General features: G+C 62.5%; 16 protein-coding genes. 7 read left to right on the top strand and 9 right to left on the bottom strand.

Features of this window, described 5'->3' with window-relative positions:
- Positions 1 to 26 precede the first annotated feature (26 nt).
- On the top strand, positions 27 to 1,220 hold the full coding sequence (locus tag CH271_RS01125) for an N-acetylmuramoyl-L-alanine amidase (protein WP_037195287.1): 1,194 nt from the start codon (positions 27 to 29) through the stop codon (positions 1,218 to 1,220).
- Between the two features lie 34 nt (positions 1,221 to 1,254).
- Here the strand turns inward: CH271_RS01125 and CH271_RS01120 are convergent, their stop codons facing one another.
- The 9 genes from CH271_RS01120 to rpmH all read right to left on the bottom strand — a co-directional run bounded on the left by CH271_RS01120 (position 1,255) and on the right by rpmH (position 9,443).
- On the bottom strand, positions 1,255 to 1,935 hold the full coding sequence (locus CH271_RS01120) for a hypothetical protein (RefSeq protein ID WP_037195290.1): 681 nt from the start codon (positions 1,933 to 1,935) through the stop codon (positions 1,255 to 1,257).
- A gap of 234 nt (positions 1,936 to 2,169) precedes the next feature.
- Positions 2,170 to 3,246 carry a ParB/RepB/Spo0J family partition protein gene (locus CH271_RS01115; protein WP_037195292.1) on the bottom strand — a complete coding sequence of 359 codons (1,077 nt, stop codon included), beginning with the start codon at positions 3,244 to 3,246 and terminating at the stop codon, positions 2,170 to 2,172.
- Positions 3,247 to 3,250: 4 nt separating this feature from the next.
- Positions 3,251 to 4,261 (bottom strand): ParA family protein, encoded by a 1,011-nt coding sequence (locus CH271_RS01110; RefSeq protein WP_037195294.1) that lies wholly within the window; start codon positions 4,259 to 4,261, stop codon positions 3,251 to 3,253.
- 81 nt (positions 4,262 to 4,342) lie between these two features.
- Complete coding sequence (gene rsmG / locus CH271_RS01105) at positions 4,343 to 5,020, bottom strand: 16S rRNA (guanine(527)-N(7))-methyltransferase RsmG (RefSeq protein ID WP_094632265.1); 678 nt, start codon at positions 5,018 to 5,020, stop codon at positions 4,343 to 4,345.
- A 1,743-nt stretch (positions 5,021 to 6,763) separates the two neighbouring features.
- Complete coding sequence (locus CH271_RS01095) at positions 6,764 to 7,441, bottom strand: Jag family protein (protein ID WP_037195296.1); 678 nt, start codon at positions 7,439 to 7,441, stop codon at positions 6,764 to 6,766.
- A 25-nt stretch (positions 7,442 to 7,466) separates the two neighbouring features.
- On the bottom strand, positions 7,467 to 8,558 hold the full coding sequence (gene yidC, locus CH271_RS01090) for a membrane protein insertase YidC (RefSeq protein ID WP_037195298.1): 1,092 nt from the start codon (positions 8,556 to 8,558) through the stop codon (positions 7,467 to 7,469).
- Positions 8,559 to 8,562: 4 nt separating this feature from the next.
- Entirely contained in the window at positions 8,563 to 8,892 is a 330-nt protein-coding gene (gene yidD, locus CH271_RS01085) for a membrane protein insertion efficiency factor YidD (protein WP_037195300.1), read from the bottom strand.
- Positions 8,889 to 9,269, bottom strand: coding sequence for a ribonuclease P protein component (gene rnpA / locus CH271_RS01080; protein ID WP_037195303.1), 381 nt, complete (start codon positions 9,267 to 9,269; stop codon positions 8,889 to 8,891). The genes yidD and rnpA overlap by 4 nt, the downstream gene beginning before the upstream one ends.
- 30 nt (positions 9,270 to 9,299) lie before the next feature.
- Positions 9,300 to 9,443 carry a 50S ribosomal protein L34 gene (rpmH, locus tag CH271_RS01075; protein ID WP_026347786.1) on the bottom strand — a complete coding sequence of 48 codons (144 nt, stop codon included), beginning with the start codon at positions 9,441 to 9,443 and terminating at the stop codon, positions 9,300 to 9,302.
- A gap of 619 nt (positions 9,444 to 10,062) precedes the next feature.
- Between rpmH and dnaA the strand changes: the two genes are divergently transcribed.
- The 6 genes from dnaA to CH271_RS01045 all read left to right on the top strand — a co-directional run bounded on the left by dnaA (position 10,063) and on the right by CH271_RS01045 (position 17,254).
- Positions 10,063 to 11,595 carry a chromosomal replication initiator protein DnaA gene (dnaA, locus tag CH271_RS01070; RefSeq protein ID WP_037195714.1) on the top strand — a complete coding sequence of 511 codons (1,533 nt, stop codon included), beginning with the start codon at positions 10,063 to 10,065 and terminating at the stop codon, positions 11,593 to 11,595.
- 584 nt (positions 11,596 to 12,179) lie between these two features.
- Positions 12,180 to 13,364, top strand: coding sequence for a DNA polymerase III subunit beta (dnaN, locus tag CH271_RS01065; RefSeq protein WP_037195305.1), 1,185 nt, complete (start codon positions 12,180 to 12,182; stop codon positions 13,362 to 13,364).
- Positions 13,365 to 13,429: 65 nt separating this feature from the next.
- On the top strand, positions 13,430 to 14,356 hold the full coding sequence (gnd, locus tag CH271_RS01060) for a phosphogluconate dehydrogenase (NAD(+)-dependent, decarboxylating) (protein WP_094632164.1): 927 nt from the start codon (positions 13,430 to 13,432) through the stop codon (positions 14,354 to 14,356).
- Positions 14,357 to 15,607: a DNA replication/repair protein RecF gene (recF, locus tag CH271_RS01055; protein ID WP_094632162.1), complete on the top strand. Its 1,251-nt coding sequence runs from the start codon at positions 14,357 to 14,359 to the stop codon at positions 15,605 to 15,607. It begins immediately after the preceding gene.
- The gene (locus CH271_RS01050) at positions 15,604 to 16,167 is read left to right on the top strand and encodes a DUF721 family protein (protein ID WP_037195312.1); all 564 of its coding nucleotides are present in this window, start codon (positions 15,604 to 15,606) and stop codon (positions 16,165 to 16,167) included. The genes recF and CH271_RS01050 overlap by 4 nt, the downstream gene beginning before the upstream one ends.
- A 169-nt stretch (positions 16,168 to 16,336) precedes the next feature.
- Positions 16,337 to 17,254, top strand: a complete 918-nt coding sequence (locus CH271_RS01045; RefSeq protein ID WP_094632263.1) for a metal-dependent hydrolase — start codon at positions 16,337 to 16,339, stop codon at positions 17,252 to 17,254.
- The last annotated feature ends 12 nt before the right edge of the window (positions 17,255 to 17,266 follow it).

Here is a 17,266-nt window from a genome sequence, read left to right as displayed (position 1 = left end):
GGAACGATCGAGAGGCTTTGTCGAGGATGCAGGAACTCAGTCACGGCGATTCCGGACCCGCCGTCGCCGAGGTCCGCGGCACTCTGTCGGCTCTCGGATTTCTTCACGAAGCAGTCGTTCCCCCCGGTCCGATGGACGACGGCCACTGGACGGCTCCCGGTTCCGTCTTCGACGGTGCCCTCGGTGGAGCAGTACGCGCATTCCAGCAGCATCGCGGTCTGCTGGTCGACGGTGTGGTCGGCCCGGCCACGTATCGCGCGCTGAAAGAAGCGTCGTACCATCTCGGCGCTCGAACCCTCATCTACCAGCTGTCCGCTCCGCTGTACGGCGACGATGTCGCCTCGTTGCAAACGAGGCTGCAGGATCTCGGCTTCTACAACGAACGCGTCGACGGCTTCTTCGGCCCCCGCACACACGAGGGCCTGTCTTCGTTCCAGCGCGAGATCGGACTCTCCCCGGACGGCATCTGTGGACCGGCGACCCTGCGCTCTCTCGACCTTCTCGGAACTCGCGTCACCGGTGGATCCCCTCACGCCATGAGCGAGGAAGAACTCGTTCGCAAGTCCGGACCGCAGTTGACCGGCAAGCGCATCGTGATCGATCCCGATCTCGGTGGAGCCGACACCGGACGCATCGTCGACGGAGCCTTCGGCCGCGTCTCCGAATCGGAGATTCTCTGGGATCTGGCGAGTCGACTCGAAGGCCGCATGGCCGCGACCGGAATGGAAACCTTCCTCTCCCGTGCGCGCGGGACCAATCCTTCGGTCGCCGACCGCGCCGAGACGGCCAACGCCTGGGGTGCCGATCTGATGATCTCGTTGCGCTGCGCATCGAGCACCAGCCCCGTGGCCAACGGCGTCGCGAGCTTCCACTTCGGTAACTCGCACGGATCCACCTCGATGATCGGTCAAGTACTGACCAGCTACGTGCAGCGTGAAATCGTCGCCCGCACACCGCTTCTCGACTGCCGCAGCCATGGCCGCACGTGGGATCTGTTGCGCCTGACCAACATGCCGACCATCCAGATCGACCTCGGCTACCTCACCAACGAATCCGACGTCGAAGTTCTCAGCGACCCGCGGTTCCGCGACATCATCGCCGAAGCGATTCTGATCGCCGTGAAGCGCCTGTACCTACTCGGTCAGGACGATCAGCCGACCGGAACGTTCACCTTCGCCGAGTTGCTCGCCGAAGAGCTCGCTGCCTCCGATCGCCCCTGACCTACCGCGCGCGAACGCGTCGGTCGGTGAACGGTCAGCGCGCCCCGACCGTCGACTTCTGCTCGATATCGACGACGGAGATGCTGGCCGCGATCAGTAGCTGCTCGAGTGCAGACTCGACATCCTGCTTCCACCCGTGATCGCGATCGAGCTCGAGCCTCAGTCTCGGAAATCTGTGGTGGGGAGCAATGACCTCGAACCCGACCTTCTCGAGGAAGTCCGCTTCGATCATGCACGTCGACGCCGAACACGTCAGCTGCGCCGTGGCGTTCGGAACCGCCGGCGCAGCATCGTCGGCGTTGCGCCGAATACCGAACGCCTCCAGAGCGCGAACTCCACGATTGACGAGATCGCCCACGACCGCCTGAATCAGCGTGGCCGAATGCAGGTCCGCGTCGTCCGGCGAATCGATCCGGAGTTGGGTCAGTAGAACTGCATCGTGACTGACCGGCGATGTCGGGAACGTCGTCGCCCGCGGAACTGCGCGGGGTGGACAGTAGAGGGCGCATCCGATCGTCCTGCCGTCGACGGACAGCAACTGCCCGCACGATCCCCACTCGAGCATGATGGTCGACAGCCATACTTCGTTCTCGAATTCGAGGTCGACCGAGGAACTCTCCGACGCGGGGTCGAGGACCCAGAAGCTGCATCGCCGCGAATGCGTCGGTAAGTGCTCGAACGAACCGAGCGTCACTCCGGTCACCATCGCCGACACCGCTTACCTCAGCCTTCGTGCTCTCGTTCACCGCGAGAATTCTCGATCGGAGCCGATCCGCTCCTCGATCAGGATAGGCGATTGATTCGTTTAACCCGTCGGGTGGAGCCGATCATTCAAATGTGTTGTATCACAGTATTTTTCGGGCAGATTTCGAGATTTCGGGACCGCCTCCGACCGAGCTACGTCACAGTGACGTTTCGACCGCGTATGACTGGTCCTGAAAAATCGCCGCTACTTTTTCTTCTGCGCTTCCATCATCTCGACGATCCTCTGAAGGTCGTCGACCGAACCGAATTCGACCACGATCTTCCCTTTTCGCTTGCCGAGGCTGACCGTCACCCGTGTATCGAACGAATCCGAGAGGCGATCGGCGACGTCCTGGAGGCCTGGCATCTGAATCGGCTTGCGCCGGGGTGCCGGTTCCGGGCTCTTTCCGTCCTCCCGATTGGCAAGGGTGACGGCCTCTTCGGTCGCGCGAACGGACAGACCTTCGGCGACGATTCGCGCCGCCAACGACTCCTGCGCATCCGACCCAGCGTCCAGCGACAGCAAGGCGCGGGCGTGGCCGGCCGACAGAACTCCGGCAGCGACTCGTCGTTGCACGGGAATCGGCAACTTCAACAGACGAATCATGTTGGTGACGACCGGACGTGACCGACCGATTTTCGCGGCCAATTCCTCGTGCGTGACGTCGAATTCTTCGAGCAGCTGTTGATACGCGGCCGCTTCTTCGAGCGGATTGAGCTGCACCCGATGGATGTTCTCGAGCAAGGCATCGCGCAACATGGCGTCGTCTGCGGTTTCCCGAACGATCGCGGGGATCGACTCGAGGCCGGCTTCTTGGCTTGCTCGCCACCGACGCTCGCCCATGACGAGCTGATATTTCGCGTCTCCGGCGGCAGCGGAACCCGATACGAGGCGAACCACGATGGGCTGCATGAGCCCGAATTCGCGGATCGAGTGAACCAATTCGGCCAACGAGTCGTCGTCGAAGACGTGCCTCGGCTGCTTCGGATTGGCTTCGATTCGATCCGGTGCGATCTCGCGGTAGACGGCGCCGACGGGGGAGAGGTCGTCTCCACTCAGCACCGGCGGTGTCGGTGTGGGTGCCGTCGCGGTCTCGGTGGGCTCGTCGGCCGGTGCGGTTCGTTTCGGCTTGGTGGACGTGTCCGGACGGTCCTTCGCGTTGCGATCGGCCCCGATTATCACGTCTGCTGCAGCGTTGCCCAGACGTGGGCCGGCGTCAGGTCCGGTGGGGATCAGTGAGGCCAGGCCGCGGCCCAGACCACCTTTGCGCGTTGAGCTCATCTGGTTACTTCTTTCGTGCTTCGTCGATGCCGGCCGATCGGGCAGCGAGCTCTCGTCCGGCGTCCAGGTAGCTCATCGCACCTCGTGAACCGGGGTCGTAATCCAACACCGTCATGCCGTACCCGGGAGCCTCGGATACCTTCACGCTGCGAGGTATGACGGCGCGCAGGACGGCGTCGCCGAAGTGCTTGCGAACCTCTTCCGCGACCTGGTCTGCCAACTTGGTGCGCCCGTCGTACATCGTCAGGATCACGGTGGAGACGTGGAGTTCGGGATTCAGATGCGACTGCACCAGCTCGATATTGCGAAGGAGCTGGCCCACACCTTCGAGCGCGTAGTACTCGCATTGAATGGGGATGAGCACCTCGGTCGCAGCGACGAGCGCGTTGACCGTCAGCAGACCGAGCGACGGGGGGCAATCGATCAGGATGAAGTCGGCGTCGATACCGGCGAGCTCCTCCACCGACAGCGCCGTCTTGAGGCGCCCCTCACGGGCGACCATGGACACCAATTCGATCTCTGCTCCGGCAAGGTCGATGGTTGCCGGGATGCAGAACAACCTGTCGCTGTGCGGACTCTTCTGCACTGCGTCCTTGGCGCTCACCTCACCGATGAGGACCTCGTAGCTGGACGGCACACCGGAGTGATGCTCGACGCCCAACGCCGTGCTGGCGTTGCCCTGAGGGTCCAGATCGACCACCAGAACTGTCAGGCCTTGGAGTGCGAGAGCGGCAGCCAGGTTCACGGCGGTCGTCGTCTTCCCGACGCCGCCCTTCTGATTGGCAATCGTCAGCATGCGTCGCTTCGCAGGTTTCGGCAGCGACACCGATCCAGGATGCAGAACTTGGCTGGCTCGATGTGCCGCCGCGCCGATGGGAGTGTCGTTCGGTGAGATCGCGTTTGTGTACTCGAACCCGGAGTTGGCCGCCACCCCCGACTTGTTCCCCGAGTTGCTCGACGCGTTCTTCTTGGACGCTGTTTCACGTGAAACAGCGGGATCGGACCCACCCGACATATGTGCTCCTTAGTGCGGAACTGACTGTATTCAATACGATCGATCAGATCGAGCGTGGGACGTACGAGCCCACGATCGAAATCAGTGACGACTCAGTCTCCGCGGCTCACGCACCGCTCTGACGACGATGGTGGGAGTGGGCAACAGACCCACTCCACACTCCACTACCTCCAGCTTGCCAGCACCCATCCGAGTGAGGGAAGTCCGGTCGCGTTCGATCTCTTCTGCGGCGCTCGAACCCTTCAGAGCCAGCATGCGCCCGTGCTCATGAACCAGGGGGAGTGACCACTTCGCCAGCTTCTCCAACGGTGCCACCGCTCTCGACGTGACCACATCGGCACCGCCGGCTTCCTTCTTGACGCCGGGCTGTTCCGCGCGGCCACGCACGACCAAGATGTTCAGATCGTGTTCGTCGATGAATTCGGCGAGATACACGGTTCGACGAAGAAGGGGCTCGACGAGGGTCACGCGCAGATCGGGTCGCGCGATCGCCAGCGGAATTCCGGGCAAGCCCGCGCCGCTGCCGATATCGACAACGGTCTCGCCTTCATCGATGAGCTCACCGATCGTTGCACAGTTGAGGATGTGTCGCTCCCACAGCCGTGGAACTTCACGGGGTCCGATGAGGCCTCGTTCGACACCGGCCGTCGCCAACGAGTCGTGATACCTCCGTGCCAACTCGAGCCGATCACCGAAGATCTGCTCCGCCACGGCCATCAACTGGTTGCTATCCGATCCTTCTTGTTCCACGTGAAACATCTTCCCGTGCCCGGGCACGGAACGCCAAACGACATTGCTGTAACTCGGTCGAATACGCTCTCCACTTCACAATCGGCCGCAGAGCGGGCACCTGACGGGCGACACTCGGACGGTGCCGCTCATCCATTCACGAACGAAGCGGATGCCGATGTTCGGCCGAGTCGGGCCAACGGATGGAGCTGTCCCGTCCTCGGTCTTGCGGCCAATCTGCCGACACGAACCGGAATGGTGTGACCCATGCCGCCGCGCCATTTCTTAGCCCTCACAGGCCACTCGAGTCGGCACGCCATGTTTCACGTGAAACTGCTTTCCCGACGCATCGATGTAGACATCGTCGCCCCCGTGACTCGGCGAGCTGTCTCGTCCCAACTGGATCGGATTGCCGGCGCTACACACAACGGGCTCGGCCGATCGGTTGGCGCGCGTCCGCACGACAGTCGACGGATCCACAGGGCGAAGTGTCGGCCACATCAATGTCGGCCGCCCATCCCTGACCCCACGCGTTGATGTACACCCGACATCGATCGCGTCCATGTCTGCAAACACGTCCGTGACGCAACCGATCAACGATGACAATGTTTCACGTGAAACTGGGCACCAGCTGGAGCCGGCGTTGTCCGGGGGGAGTGGATCCGCGGACGATCGGGACACGAACGAATCTCGTCCCGCGACGAGCACAGTTCCGGGCACCGGCGGTTCCAGTCACGGCCACAGTCGGGGAGCGGCCCCGAGACGTAGATGTTCCCGATCGCGTCATGATCGACTCGAGCACCTACACGCCGCCTCCGAACTCGCAGCCGCATCCACAGATCATTTGCATCTACCGGTCATCCACATCGCCCACGGACTCGACGACCCACACGTGCGTCCTGTCGATGTCCGGCAGTCCCGAACGCACTCCGGCCCGTCTCTCCGGCCCGTCTCTCCGAATCGAGAACATCGAGCTTCTCGATCGGCACCGCTCATGACAACCTCGGCCCACGCGCCTGGATGGCCTGCCGAGGATGGTCACAGCCCGAACCTCCGACTAGCGGTGCCATCCCTGCAATCCGATTGCCTTGGATGGATCCAGTACCGATGGATCGTCGACATCTCGTGGAGTGCGACTCCAGCCCCTCACAACTGGCACAGGTCGCGCCACTGAGGGATGGTCACGACATCATGGGTAGGGCCACCGGCAGAGACCCGCTCAGTGGACTCGATCGCTGAACCCGACAAAGGCCGATCTGGATCGAATCGATTCGGCCCTGACACCAGATCCATTGTGACCGGGTGTCCTGTGCTGACCAGAAGTCGATGGACTCTGATCGTCGTCGCTTTGTTTCACGTGAAACCGCCCGAGATCCGGACCATCTCGATCGGTTGCCAGGATTCGCAACTCACTGAAATCGACGGCCGTGAATCTATCCGGGCGGGCGATCGAACGACAGCCCTCCGCGAGCTACATCCCCATCGAAGTTTCGGCCACCAATGTTCGCGCCTCGCATGCGGCGTGTTTCACGTGAAACAAACCCGACCAACGCGCAACGGAGCAGAAGAATCACCGTCGTCTTTGCCGTCACAGTGACGAAAGCGCAGTGCATGCCTGATCACGAGAATCCGGCGAGAAAATCGATCCCAACCGCGCGACCCGTTGGCTGCCGCCGCGCAAATTACATCGATGAGATTCCGCCGACGGATCCAGAACATCCGGATACGACGATGGCCCCCACCGAAGTGGGGGCCATCGACTGGAACGCTCTGTTACGCCTTGACGACGACTACTCGTCGAGCCGGCTCGACGCCGGTGCTTTCGCTCGCGACGCCGTCGATCTTGGCGACCGCGTCGTGCACGATCTTTCGCTCGAACGGGGTCATCGGGGTCAGCTCTTCACGCTCTCCGGATTCGAGTACACGACGCGCTGCTTCGGCACCGAGGTTGCCGAGTTCGGTCCGCCGATTCGCACGCCAGCCGGCGACGTCGAGCATCAGCTTGCTGCGCTCACCCGTCGACTGCTGAACGGCGAGACGAGTCAGCTCCTGCAGTGCATCGAGAACTTCACCCTTGCGGCCGACGAGCTTGGCGAGATCGTCGCCACCGTCGATGCTGACGATGGCGCGGTCACCCTCCACGTCGAGATCGATATCGCCGTCGAAGTCCAGGACGTCGAGCAACTGCTCGAGGTAATCGCCGGCGATTTCGCCTTCTTCGACCAGGTAGTCCTCGTCGTCCTCATCGTCCTCGTCCGACGCATCGTCGGACTTGTCCTCGACGACGCTCGAATCCTCGGACTTCTCGACCACAGGAGTCTCGTTCGACTCCACGTCGACTGCACTCACCTGATCGGCCTCGACCGCCACGTCACTTGCTCCATCCCCGGATACCGCACCGACTGTGTTCTGTACTTCGTCGTTCTGAGCTTCTTCTACGTCCGCTGCCATGTTCGTCCTTCTCTCGACGTGTCGGTCAGCGCCGCTTGCGCTTGGTCGACTTGTTCCGGTTCGCCTGCGGTCTCGGTTTCGCCGGTGATGCAGCACCGGTGGTCGAATCGGCAATGCCCTCGCCGGTCTCGGCCGTCGACGAATCGCTCGTCGGCGTCATCTTCGAGAGCTTGGGGCGAGCACCGGGCTTCGGCTTGGTGGTGGACACCGGCTTCACACCCGGCTTCGGCGCGTTCTCGGAACGCTTCTCCATCGCAACTGCGGCCTTGGATGCTTCTTCCTTGTCGATCTTTCCGAACACCAGATGCTGCTGCACGTACGTCCAGGTGTTGTTGCTGACCCAGTACAGCAGGATCGCGACGGGAAGCAGGGCGCCGAACACCAGAACGCCGAGCGGGAAGACGTAGAGCGCGAGCTTGTTCATGATCGCGGACTGCGGGTTCGCAGCAGCGGCTGCGCTCTGGCGTGCAACCGAGGCACGGGAGTTCATGTGCGTCATGATCGCCGCGATGATCATCAGCGGGATCGACACAGCGGCGATGACCCACGTGGACGGAATGGTGGCGTCGGGACCCACGGCGAATGCGTTGAGCTGATCCTGCGGCATGGTGATCCACGCCGAGATCGGAGCGCCGAACAGACGGGCGTCCAAGAAGGACTGCACGTCGGCCACGTTGAACGCGTAGTTGGACAGCTCGCGGTTCTCCTCGGGGGTCAACCCGAGCTGGCCGAAGCCGGTACCGGTGCGGTTGAACGAGCGCAGCACGTGGAACAGGCCGATGAACACCGGTGCCTGCGCCAGCACGGGCAGGCAACCCATCAGCGGATTGAAGCCGTGTTCCTTCTGGAGCTTCTGCATCTCCACGGCCATCTTCTGCTTGTCTTTGCCGTACTTCTTCTGCAGAGCCTTGATCTGCGGCTGTAGCTCCTGCATCTGCCGCGTGGTGCGGACCTGCTTGACGAAGGGCTTGTACAGAATCAGGCGGAGGGTGAAGACCAGGAAGACGACGGACAGTGCCCAGGCGAACCCATTGCTGGGATCCTGGAACACAAAGCCGAACACCTTGTGCCACACCCAGAGAATCCAGGCAACCGGGTAGTAAATGAAGTCGAGCACGGCTCTATGTACTCCTCTGTTCTTCCACTCGCGCGAGATCGTGGTGTTCTTCGGTTTCGGTCGGTTCGGTGACGATCGCGCGCCACCTACCGGGTTCGGGTACCGGGTCCCAACCTCCAGAGTGCCAGGGAGCACATTTGAGGAGGCGGACGACTGCCAGCAACGAGCCCTTCGTCATCCCGTGTACCTGGAGCGCCTCGATGGCGTATTCGCTGCAGGTGGGGGAGAAGCGACAGGTGGGAGGTCTCATCGGGGACACGTAGGTCCGGTACAACCCGATGAAATAGACGAGTGTTCGAGCAGGAATGGAACGAAGGTTGCCCATGAATGTCATGACGGCGGACCCTTCGGAGCTTCGAGAAGACCGAGCTTCTTCAATCCTGAACGCAGTTGAACCAGTAGATCTGCCGAGGACGCCCTCGCAGCTCCGGGCAGTGCACGGATCACCACGTCGGTGGTCTCGGGGAGCTCACCGATGACGTCGGTACAGATATGCCGAAGCCGGCGCGCAACTCGATGACGAGTTACGGCCGGCCCGACTGCCTTGCTGACGATCAATCCGAAACGTGGCCCGCGAACGGTCGATGCGATGTCCTGTTCGTCACGCACTACGGCGTGAACCACAAGATCCGATCTACCCATTCGGCGTCCTCGACGCACCGCTACGGAGAAATCACGTGCTCGGTGTAGTCGATTCGGCTCAGGAAGCATCCCGAGCTCCAAGCTTCGGACGAACAGATATCAGGCTGTGAGTTCTTTACGGCCCTTGCCGCGACGTGCGGAAACGATCGCACGACCCGCACGGGTACGCATACGAAGACGGAAGCCATGAACGCGCGCGCGGCGGCGATTGTTCGGCTGGAACGTCCGCTTGCCCTTGGCCACGGTCAACACTCCTCGAGATTGAAACGCCGGTCTGTCGGCGCCTGCTGGAAAGGTTCTCAGCGAGTCCGGATGAACTTGCTTGCCTCCCGAGCGAGAAATCCGAGTGAAGACAGACTGTGAGCAGCCAGCAAGCATCGGCCACCTCGCTATTGGGTGACTGTTCGAGAGTACTGATCGAGTCACCGCCGGTCAAACTCGCTCTCGAGCCACGAGCGCCGTCGTTCATACACAGGCAGTGCCGGTTTCCGGCCACCGATGGTGTGATGTGCGTCGAAATCGCCGCCAGACGACCACACGCTGCGACACAATTCGTTCGATCGCACTACAGACAGTCGGCATCGGTGCAGGTCAGACTGGCGCAATTGCCATACCACGAGCCCGAACGCGTTCTGGGGTCACATCGGTGTCGTTTATCCACACCTGTGGATAATTGTGTGGAAACACAGTTCAGGTGGCATATTCGTACCTTGCGGGGTCCACCCACGGACCCTGGTCTCGGCCGCAGCGACGCACGAACGACGACGCTATCCGACGACGTTGCCGCGCGGGTACGAAACGACGCGCGAATTCACGCGTCGAACACCGCCCGAGACCAATGCTCGACGACGGAGGGCCCAACGTGAACGACGATCCGGATGCGCTCGCGCGCATCTGGCCCGAGGTGGTCGCGGAGCTCACATCCGACCGACACAGTGGGTCGCCGCTGACCAAAGGCCAGAAGGCCTGGCTCGCGCTGGTCAAACCGCTGACATTGACGCAGGGCTTCGCACTGCTCGCAGTTCCGTCGACTTTTGCGCAGGAAGCGATCGAACGAGATCTTCGCGAACCCATCCTCGGCGCTCTCGGGCGTCACCTGGGACAGGGTGTCGAGGGACTCGGAGTGCGTATCTCCGCTCCCGAGGACGAGAAGATCGACTCCGAGCGATCGCCGTACCCCGATGCCCCCAGTTCTCCGACCTATCGGCGCCGCGTCCTGACCAGCAGAGACGACGAGCCGTCGGACTCCGAGACGGCCGACTACGAAGAGGTCGACGACGAACGCGAGGCTCTCGCAAGCGTCCAGAACTCGTGGCCGACGTACTTCACGAAACCTCCCGAGTCGACGCCTCCGTCTTCGGGTGCCAACAGCCTCAACTCGAAGTACACCTTCGACACCTTCGTCATCGGCGCCTCCAATCGATTCGCTCACGCAGCCGCGGTGGCGATTGCCGAAGCACCTGCTCGCGCCTACAACCCGCTGTTCGTGTGGGGGGCGTCGGGTCTGGGCAAGACTCACCTCCTGCACGCGGCCGGGCACTATGCGCAGCGCCTGTTCCCGGGCATGCGCGTGAAGTACGTCTCGACCGAGGAATTCACCAACGACTTCATCAACAGTCTTCGTGACGACCGCAAGGTGGCGTTCAAGCGCCGCTACCGGGAGACCGACGTACTGCTCGTCGACGACATCCAGTTCATCGAGGGCAAGGAAGGCATCCAGGAGGAGTTCTTCCACACCTTCAACACCCTGCACAACGCGAACAAACAGATCGTCGTCTCGTCCGACCGCCCACCGAAGCAGTTGGCCACGCTCGAGGAGCGGCTTCGTACCCGCTTCGAGTGGGGCCTGATCACCGATGTGCAGCCGCCCGAGCTCGAGACGCGGATCGCCATTCTGAGCAAGAAGGCTCGGATGGACCGGCTCGATGTGCCGCACGACGTGCTCGAGCTCATCGCCAGCCGAATCGAGCGCAATATTCGTGAGCTCGAAGGCGCCCTCATCCGAGTGACGGCGTTCGCATCGCTCAACGGACAAGCACTCGACCTCACTCTGGCCGAGGTGGTTCTCCGCGATCTCATCCCCGATTCGTCGAGTCTGGAGATCAATGCGGCCACGATCATGGCCGTGACCGCGGAGTACTTCAACACCTCCATCGAGGACCTGTGTGGGCCGGGTAAGGCCAGAGCACTGGCCATGGCCAGGCAGATCGCGATGTATCTCTGCCGGGAGCTCACCGATCTGTCGTTGCCCAAGATCGGCCAGACGTTCGGCCGGGACCACACGACGGTGATGTACGCGGACAAGAAGATTCGCAAGGAGATGACCGAGCGTCGCAAGGTGTACGACCAGGTTCAGGAGCTGACCGCGCGGATCAAGCAGCGCTCGAAGCGGTAGGCAACCGGCAACGAACGATCCCGGAAGACGGCACCGAATCCCATCGCGGGTTCGGTGCCGTCGCTGTTTTCCCGTCGTTCGCCGGAGCGATTCTCGACGCAGATTCCACGATTTCTGGAGGCGCCGACCATTGATTCACACCTGTGGATAACCATGTGGACAACATCGAAGTTCTGGGGATGGAGTGTGGGCGCCTGTGCACCGATGTGATTCGTCCACAGGCAGCCGGTCGTCAACCACGTATTGGTCCCGAGTTCATCCCCACGACACCACGCTCGGCCACCAGCGGATCGAATGGTCCGTGCACAGATTCCACAGGACCTATTAATACTTCTGTTTTCTCCTTGAAAGAACTTCTTTGAAAACAGGTGTTGGGGAACGATCCGTTCACAGGCCCCCCGAGATCACCCGAATCCCACGTTCGGCGTGACCCTCGCGCTTCCGTCTTCGGTTCGGAGGGCATACGGTGTGCTTGCGCTGGATGTGCCACACTCGTCCTTGCATCGGTTCGAGCCGCAACCATCGTGGTTGCACCGCTCCGGCCATGACGACGAACACCACCGAACGAGAGGAAATGCCGAGCGATGGAGCTTGGAAGTTTGAAGTTTCGCGTTGCTCGTGAAGATTTTTCCGATTCCGTCGCGTGGGTAGCCCGTAGCCTGCCGTCTCGGCCGCCCGTTCCCGTTCTCGGTGGAGTTCTTCTCGCTGCCGACGAGCAGGGTCTGACGGTTTCCGGATTCGACTACGAGGTCTCCGCTCAGGTCAAAGTGTCGGCCGAAGTTGCCACTGCCGGCCGAGTCCTGGTGTCGGGCAAGCTACTTGCCGATATCACCAAGTCGCTGCCGAACAAGCCGGTCGACGTCACGGTCGACGGCACCCGCGTTCTGGTCAACTGCGGAAGCGCCAAGTTCTCGCTGCCGACGATGCCGGTGGAGGATTACCCGCAGCTCCCCGAGTTGCCCAGCAACACCGGTTCGCTGGCCGGTGATGTCTTCTCCGAGGCGATTGCCCAGGTCGCGATTGCGGCGGGCAAGGACGACACGCTTCCCATGCTCACCGGTATCCGCGTGGAGATCGACGGCACCAACGTCGTTCTCGCGGCCACCGACCGTTTCCGGTTGGCGGTTCGTGAGGTGGAATGGGCTCCCGCCGGGGCCGACACCACCACCGCGGTGCTCATCCCGGCCAAGACTTTGTCCGAGTCGGCAAAAACGCTCGGTGGTAACTCCGGCTCACCGGTCGAGCTGGCCCTCGGTTCCGGCTCGTCCATCGGTAGCGACGGTTTGCTGGGCATCGTCAGCGACGGGCGCCGCACCACCACGCGTCTGCTCGATGCCGAATTCCCGAAGTTCCGTCAGTTGCTGCCGGCCGAGCACACTGCGGTGGCGACCCTCGAGATCGCATCGCTCATCGAGGCCATCAAGCGTGTGGCTCTCGTTGCCGAGCGTGGCGCGCAGGTGCGCCTCGAATTCAACGCCGAGGGCGTGTTGCTCTCTGCAGGTGGCGACGATGCAGGCCGCGCCGAGGAGGCACTGCCTGCCGATTTCCAGGGCGAGGCACTGACCATCGCGTTCAACCCCGGCTACCTCATCGACGGACTGTCGTCGTTGCACAGCGAGAAGGTCACCTTCGGATTCACCACGCCGAGCCGGCCCGCAGTGCTGCGGCCGACCTCGGACGAAGAACTCGTGCCCGATGACGCAGGCAAGTTCGCGGCGCCGCAGTCCGAGTACACGTACTTGCTGATGCCGGTCAGGCTGCCGGGCTGATCCAGCCTCGTTACTGTTGAACCCGCGGGAACTTTCGCACCTGACACAGACAAGGACGCCTCATCATGCAGCTGGGCTTGGTCGGTCTCGGAAAAATGGGCTTCAACATGCGCGAGAGACTGCGTGAGCACGGTCACGAGGTCGTCGGTTACGACCCTCGACCCGAGGTGACCGATACCCCGTCACTGGCCGGTCTGGCGCAGGCGTTGACGGCGCCCCGCGTGGTGTGGGTGATGGTTCCGTCGGGCAAGATCACCCGCGATACCGTCACCGGTCTGGCCGATGTGCTCGAGCCGGGCGATCTGGTGATCGACGGCGGCAACTCTCGGTTCACCGACGACAAGCCCAACGCAGAGTTGTTGGACGCCAAGGGAATCGGCTACATCGATGCCGGAGTATCCGGTGGCGTCTGGGGCCTGAAGAACGGCTACGGCCTGATGGTCGGTGGCCAGGACCAGCATGTCGCCCGTGCGATGCCGATCTTCGATGCACTGCGTCCCGACGGCGAGCGCGCGGACGGTTTCGTTCACGCCGGTCCGGTCGGTGCCGGTCACTACTCGAAGATGGTGCACAACGGCATCGAGTACGGGCTGATGCAGGCGTATGCCGAGGGTTACGAGATCCTCGAAGCCGAAGAACTCGTGCAGGACGTGCAAGGAGTGCTGCGGGCCTGGAGCAAGGGCACGGTCGTGCGGTCGTGGCTGCTCGATCTACTGGTCGAAGCCCTCGGTCAGGATCCGGAGTTCAGTGAGATCTCCGGGTACACCGAGGATTCCGGTGAGGGCCGCTGGACCGTCGAGGAAGCCATTCGTCACGCTGTCCCCGCGCCTGTGATCTCTGCGGCGTTGTTCGCGAGATTTGCGTCGCGGCAAGAGGATTCGCCTGCCATGAAGGCTGTTTCGGCACTGCGGAATCAGTTCGGCGGGCATGCGGTCAAGAAGGCCGACGCCGACGAGACCCTGCGCGCCCCGGCGCCGAAGAACACCGAGTAAGTGTTCGTCCGGTCTCTGCAGCTACACGATTTCCGATCCTGGGACGACCTCACCGTCGACCTCGGACCGGGCTCGACCGTGTTCGTGGGGCCGAACGGACACGGCAAGACCAATCTGCTCGAGTCGATCAACTATCTGTCGACGTTGTCCTCCCATCGCGTGTCGTCGGACGCTCCGATGATCAGGGCAGGCGCCGCCAAGGCGTTCGTGGGCAGTGCCGTGGTCAATCACGGTCGCGAACTGATCATCGATGTCGAGCTTCTCGAAGGTAGAGCCAACAAGGCTCGGATGAACAGGTCACCACTGCGCCGCCCACGCGAGATTCTGGGCGTGTTGCAGAGTGTGCTGTTCGCTCCCGAGGATCTGTCGCTGGTCCGCGGCGATCCCGGCGAGCGACGACGCTATCTCGACGAGCTGCTCACCAGTCGCATTCCTCGAATGGCCACTGTCCGTGCCGATTACGACAAGGTTCTGCGGCAACGATCGGCTCTGCTGAAGACTGCTAGTGGATCGTTGCGCCGCGGAGCGTCGTCCGGCGACGGCGCGAGTGCCCTTGCCACCCTGGACGTCTGGGATGGTCATCTCGCGGCTCATGGCGCTCGATTGCTCGCTGCCAGAATAGCTTTGGTGCACGAGCTGATGCCTTTCGTGCAACAGGCCTACAGTTCGATCGCACCGGAATCGCGGTTGGCTGCCATTGCCTACCGTTGCAGTCTTGCCGATGCCCTCCCACCGGAATTCTCCGATGCCGATCGCGCACCCGAGCCCGATGACATCGATGTGCTGGAAGCTGCTTTCCTTCACCAACTTTCGGTGATGAGACAGCGCGAGATCGAACGTGGGGTGTGTCTGGTGGGACCGCACCGCGACGACCTGGAATTGATGCTCGGTGATCAACCGACCAAAGGCTTTGCCAGCCATGGTGAATCGTGGTCGTATGCACTGTCGTTGCGGCTCGGGTCCTTTGCGCTGTTGCGAGAGGACGGCACCGACCCGGTTCTGATGCTCGACGACGTGTTCGCCGAGCTCGACCGCAAGAGGCGCACGGCGTTGGCGACGGTGGCCGCCGGCGCAGAGCAGGTCCTCATCACGGCGGCGGTACCGGAGGACGTCCCTCCCGAACTCGATGCTCGACGGTACGGGGTCGAGGCGACGCAGAGTTCGGATTCCGGTGCAGCAGGGCGTATCTCGCGAATCTCGGACCTGTCGGAAGACAACGGCATCGCACGTTCGGAAGGTGAGGTTCCATGACCGACGACGAGGCATCGCCCACAGACAACGGTGAAGTACCGGAACTGAAAGGCGTCGATCTGGCGCGTCGAGCACTCGAGGACGCGCGGGCCGCAGCCAAGGCCAGTGGCAAATCGGTTGGACAGGGACGGTCGTCGCCCACCGGCGGAGTTCGAGCGCTGCGGGGGCGTCGTAGACGCGGTTGGTCGGGTGCCGGACCGGACGACCGTGATCCTCAGGCCTTCGGCGCGTTGGCGAATTCGATCGCGTCCAAGCGTGGGTGGTCGGCCAAGGTGTCCGAGGGAGCGGTGCTGGGCCGGTGGCCGAGCGTGGTCGGCGAGGACATCTCGGCTCATGCGGACCCCACCGGTCTCAAGGACGGAGTGTTGAGTATTTCGGCGGAGTCCACGGCGTGGGCGACGCAGTTGAGGCTGATGCAGTCGCAGATTCTGGCCAAGATCGCAGCCGCCGTCGGTCACGGCGTGGTGACGTCTCTGCGTATCACCGGTCCGACGACGCAGAGCTGGAGGAAGGGAGAACGTCACGTGCGCGGACGGGGCCCGCGCGACACGTACGGATAGTGATACATCCCAACGATGGCTTTCCGAACCGGCTGGTCCAGGTGATCCTCAACAGATGTTGGGGCCAGTGTTGCTGTGACATGGTCGATGTGCGTAGCGTGATTCGCGACACTCAGCGGTCGGGGGATCGATGAAGATGTTCTGCACGGCCATCGGACGAGGAGAAGTTGTGTCTGCACCAACCAAGAAGGCATCGACAGCGGCCGTCGATGTGGACGGAACCCCCGAAGACCGAGTCGTTCTACATGCCAGAAAAGTCGAGTTCGACTGGAATTCTCTGCCGTTGCACTACATGGACGGCAATCCACTCGCGACCCACCTGATCAACGTGATGCATCTGCTTCTGCCCGAGGGCGAGGAATGGTTCGTGCGCACGTTCAAGGAAGCGCTGCCGCTCATCCACGACGATCAGCTGCGCGACGACGTGATCGGATTCATCGGTCAGGAAGCCATGCACGCGCAGGCGCACACCGATGTCCACGACCAGCTCCGGGCGCACGGCATCGATGTCGATCCCTACGTCGATCAGATGAAGTTTCTCTTCGGCCGCGCCCTCGGCAACAGGTCCGGTCACGGCCAGAACAGTTTGGTCGAACGTCTCGCCCTCATCGCCGCCGCAGAGCATCTCACCGCCTTCCTGGGCGATTGGGTGCTCAATGCCTCGGAGTTGGACGAGGCCGACGTCGATCCGATCATGCTGGATCTGCTGCGGTGGCACGGAGCCGAGGAGGTCGAACATCGTTCGGTGGCCTACGAGGTGATGCGGTACTTCGACGTACGCCCGGCCCGCCGAATTCGCACGTACGTCGTCATCGCGCCCACCCTCGTGTGGTTCTGGACCCGCGGTGTTCGCTTTCTGATGAGCCAGGATCCGACGCTCGCGCACCTTCCACCCAAGCAGCGCACACCGTCGTTCCGAGAATTTCGCCGAGTGGCCAACGCCGGTCTGTTCCCGACCCCGATGTCGATGGTGAAGGCATCGCTGCGCTACTTCAAGCGCACCTATCACCCCTCTCAGGAAGGGTCGACGCCGCAGGCAGTGCAGTATCTGGCCACCTCACCGGCAGCTCGGTCCGCCGATCGATGACCAAACGCACGT

Origin of the sequence: Rhodococcus sp. 05-340-2 (genome assembly GCF_002258915.1) — a bacterium.
GTDB lineage: Bacteria > Actinomycetota > Actinomycetes > Mycobacteriales > Mycobacteriaceae > Rhodococcoides.
This window is presented reverse-complemented; position numbering and strand designations above follow the sequence as displayed.

What these genes read in the sequence shown, in the direction of transcription:
- CH271_RS01115 (WP_037195292.1), bottom strand. Translation starts at nt 3,246, where the DNA reads ATGAGCTCAACGCGCAAAGGTGGTCTGGGCCGCGGCCTGGCCTCACTG.
- yidD (WP_037195300.1), bottom strand. Translation starts at nt 8,892, where the DNA reads ATGACATTCATGGGCAACCTTCGTTCCATTCCTGCTCGAACACTCGTC.
- gnd (WP_094632164.1), top strand. Translation starts at nt 13,430, where the DNA reads ATGCAGCTGGGCTTGGTCGGTCTCGGAAAAATGGGCTTCAACATGCGC.
- rsmG (WP_094632265.1), bottom strand. Translation starts at nt 5,020, where the DNA reads ATGTTTCACGTGGAACAAGAAGGATCGGATAGCAACCAGTTGATGGCC.
- CH271_RS01095 (WP_037195296.1), bottom strand. Translation starts at nt 7,441, where the DNA reads ATGGCAGCGGACGTAGAAGAAGCTCAGAACGACGAAGTACAGAACACA.
- CH271_RS01125 (WP_037195287.1), top strand. Translation starts at nt 27, where the DNA reads ATGCAGGAACTCAGTCACGGCGATTCCGGACCCGCCGTCGCCGAGGTC.
- CH271_RS01110 (WP_037195294.1), bottom strand. Translation starts at nt 4,261, where the DNA reads ATGTCGGGTGGGTCCGATCCCGCTGTTTCACGTGAAACAGCGTCCAAG.
- CH271_RS01050 (WP_037195312.1), top strand. Translation starts at nt 15,604, where the DNA reads ATGACCGACGACGAGGCATCGCCCACAGACAACGGTGAAGTACCGGAA.
- rnpA (WP_037195303.1), bottom strand. Translation starts at nt 9,269, where the DNA reads ATGCTTCCTGAGCCGAATCGACTACACCGAGCACGTGATTTCTCCGTA.
- dnaN (WP_037195305.1), top strand. Translation starts at nt 12,180, where the DNA reads ATGGAGCTTGGAAGTTTGAAGTTTCGCGTTGCTCGTGAAGATTTTTCC.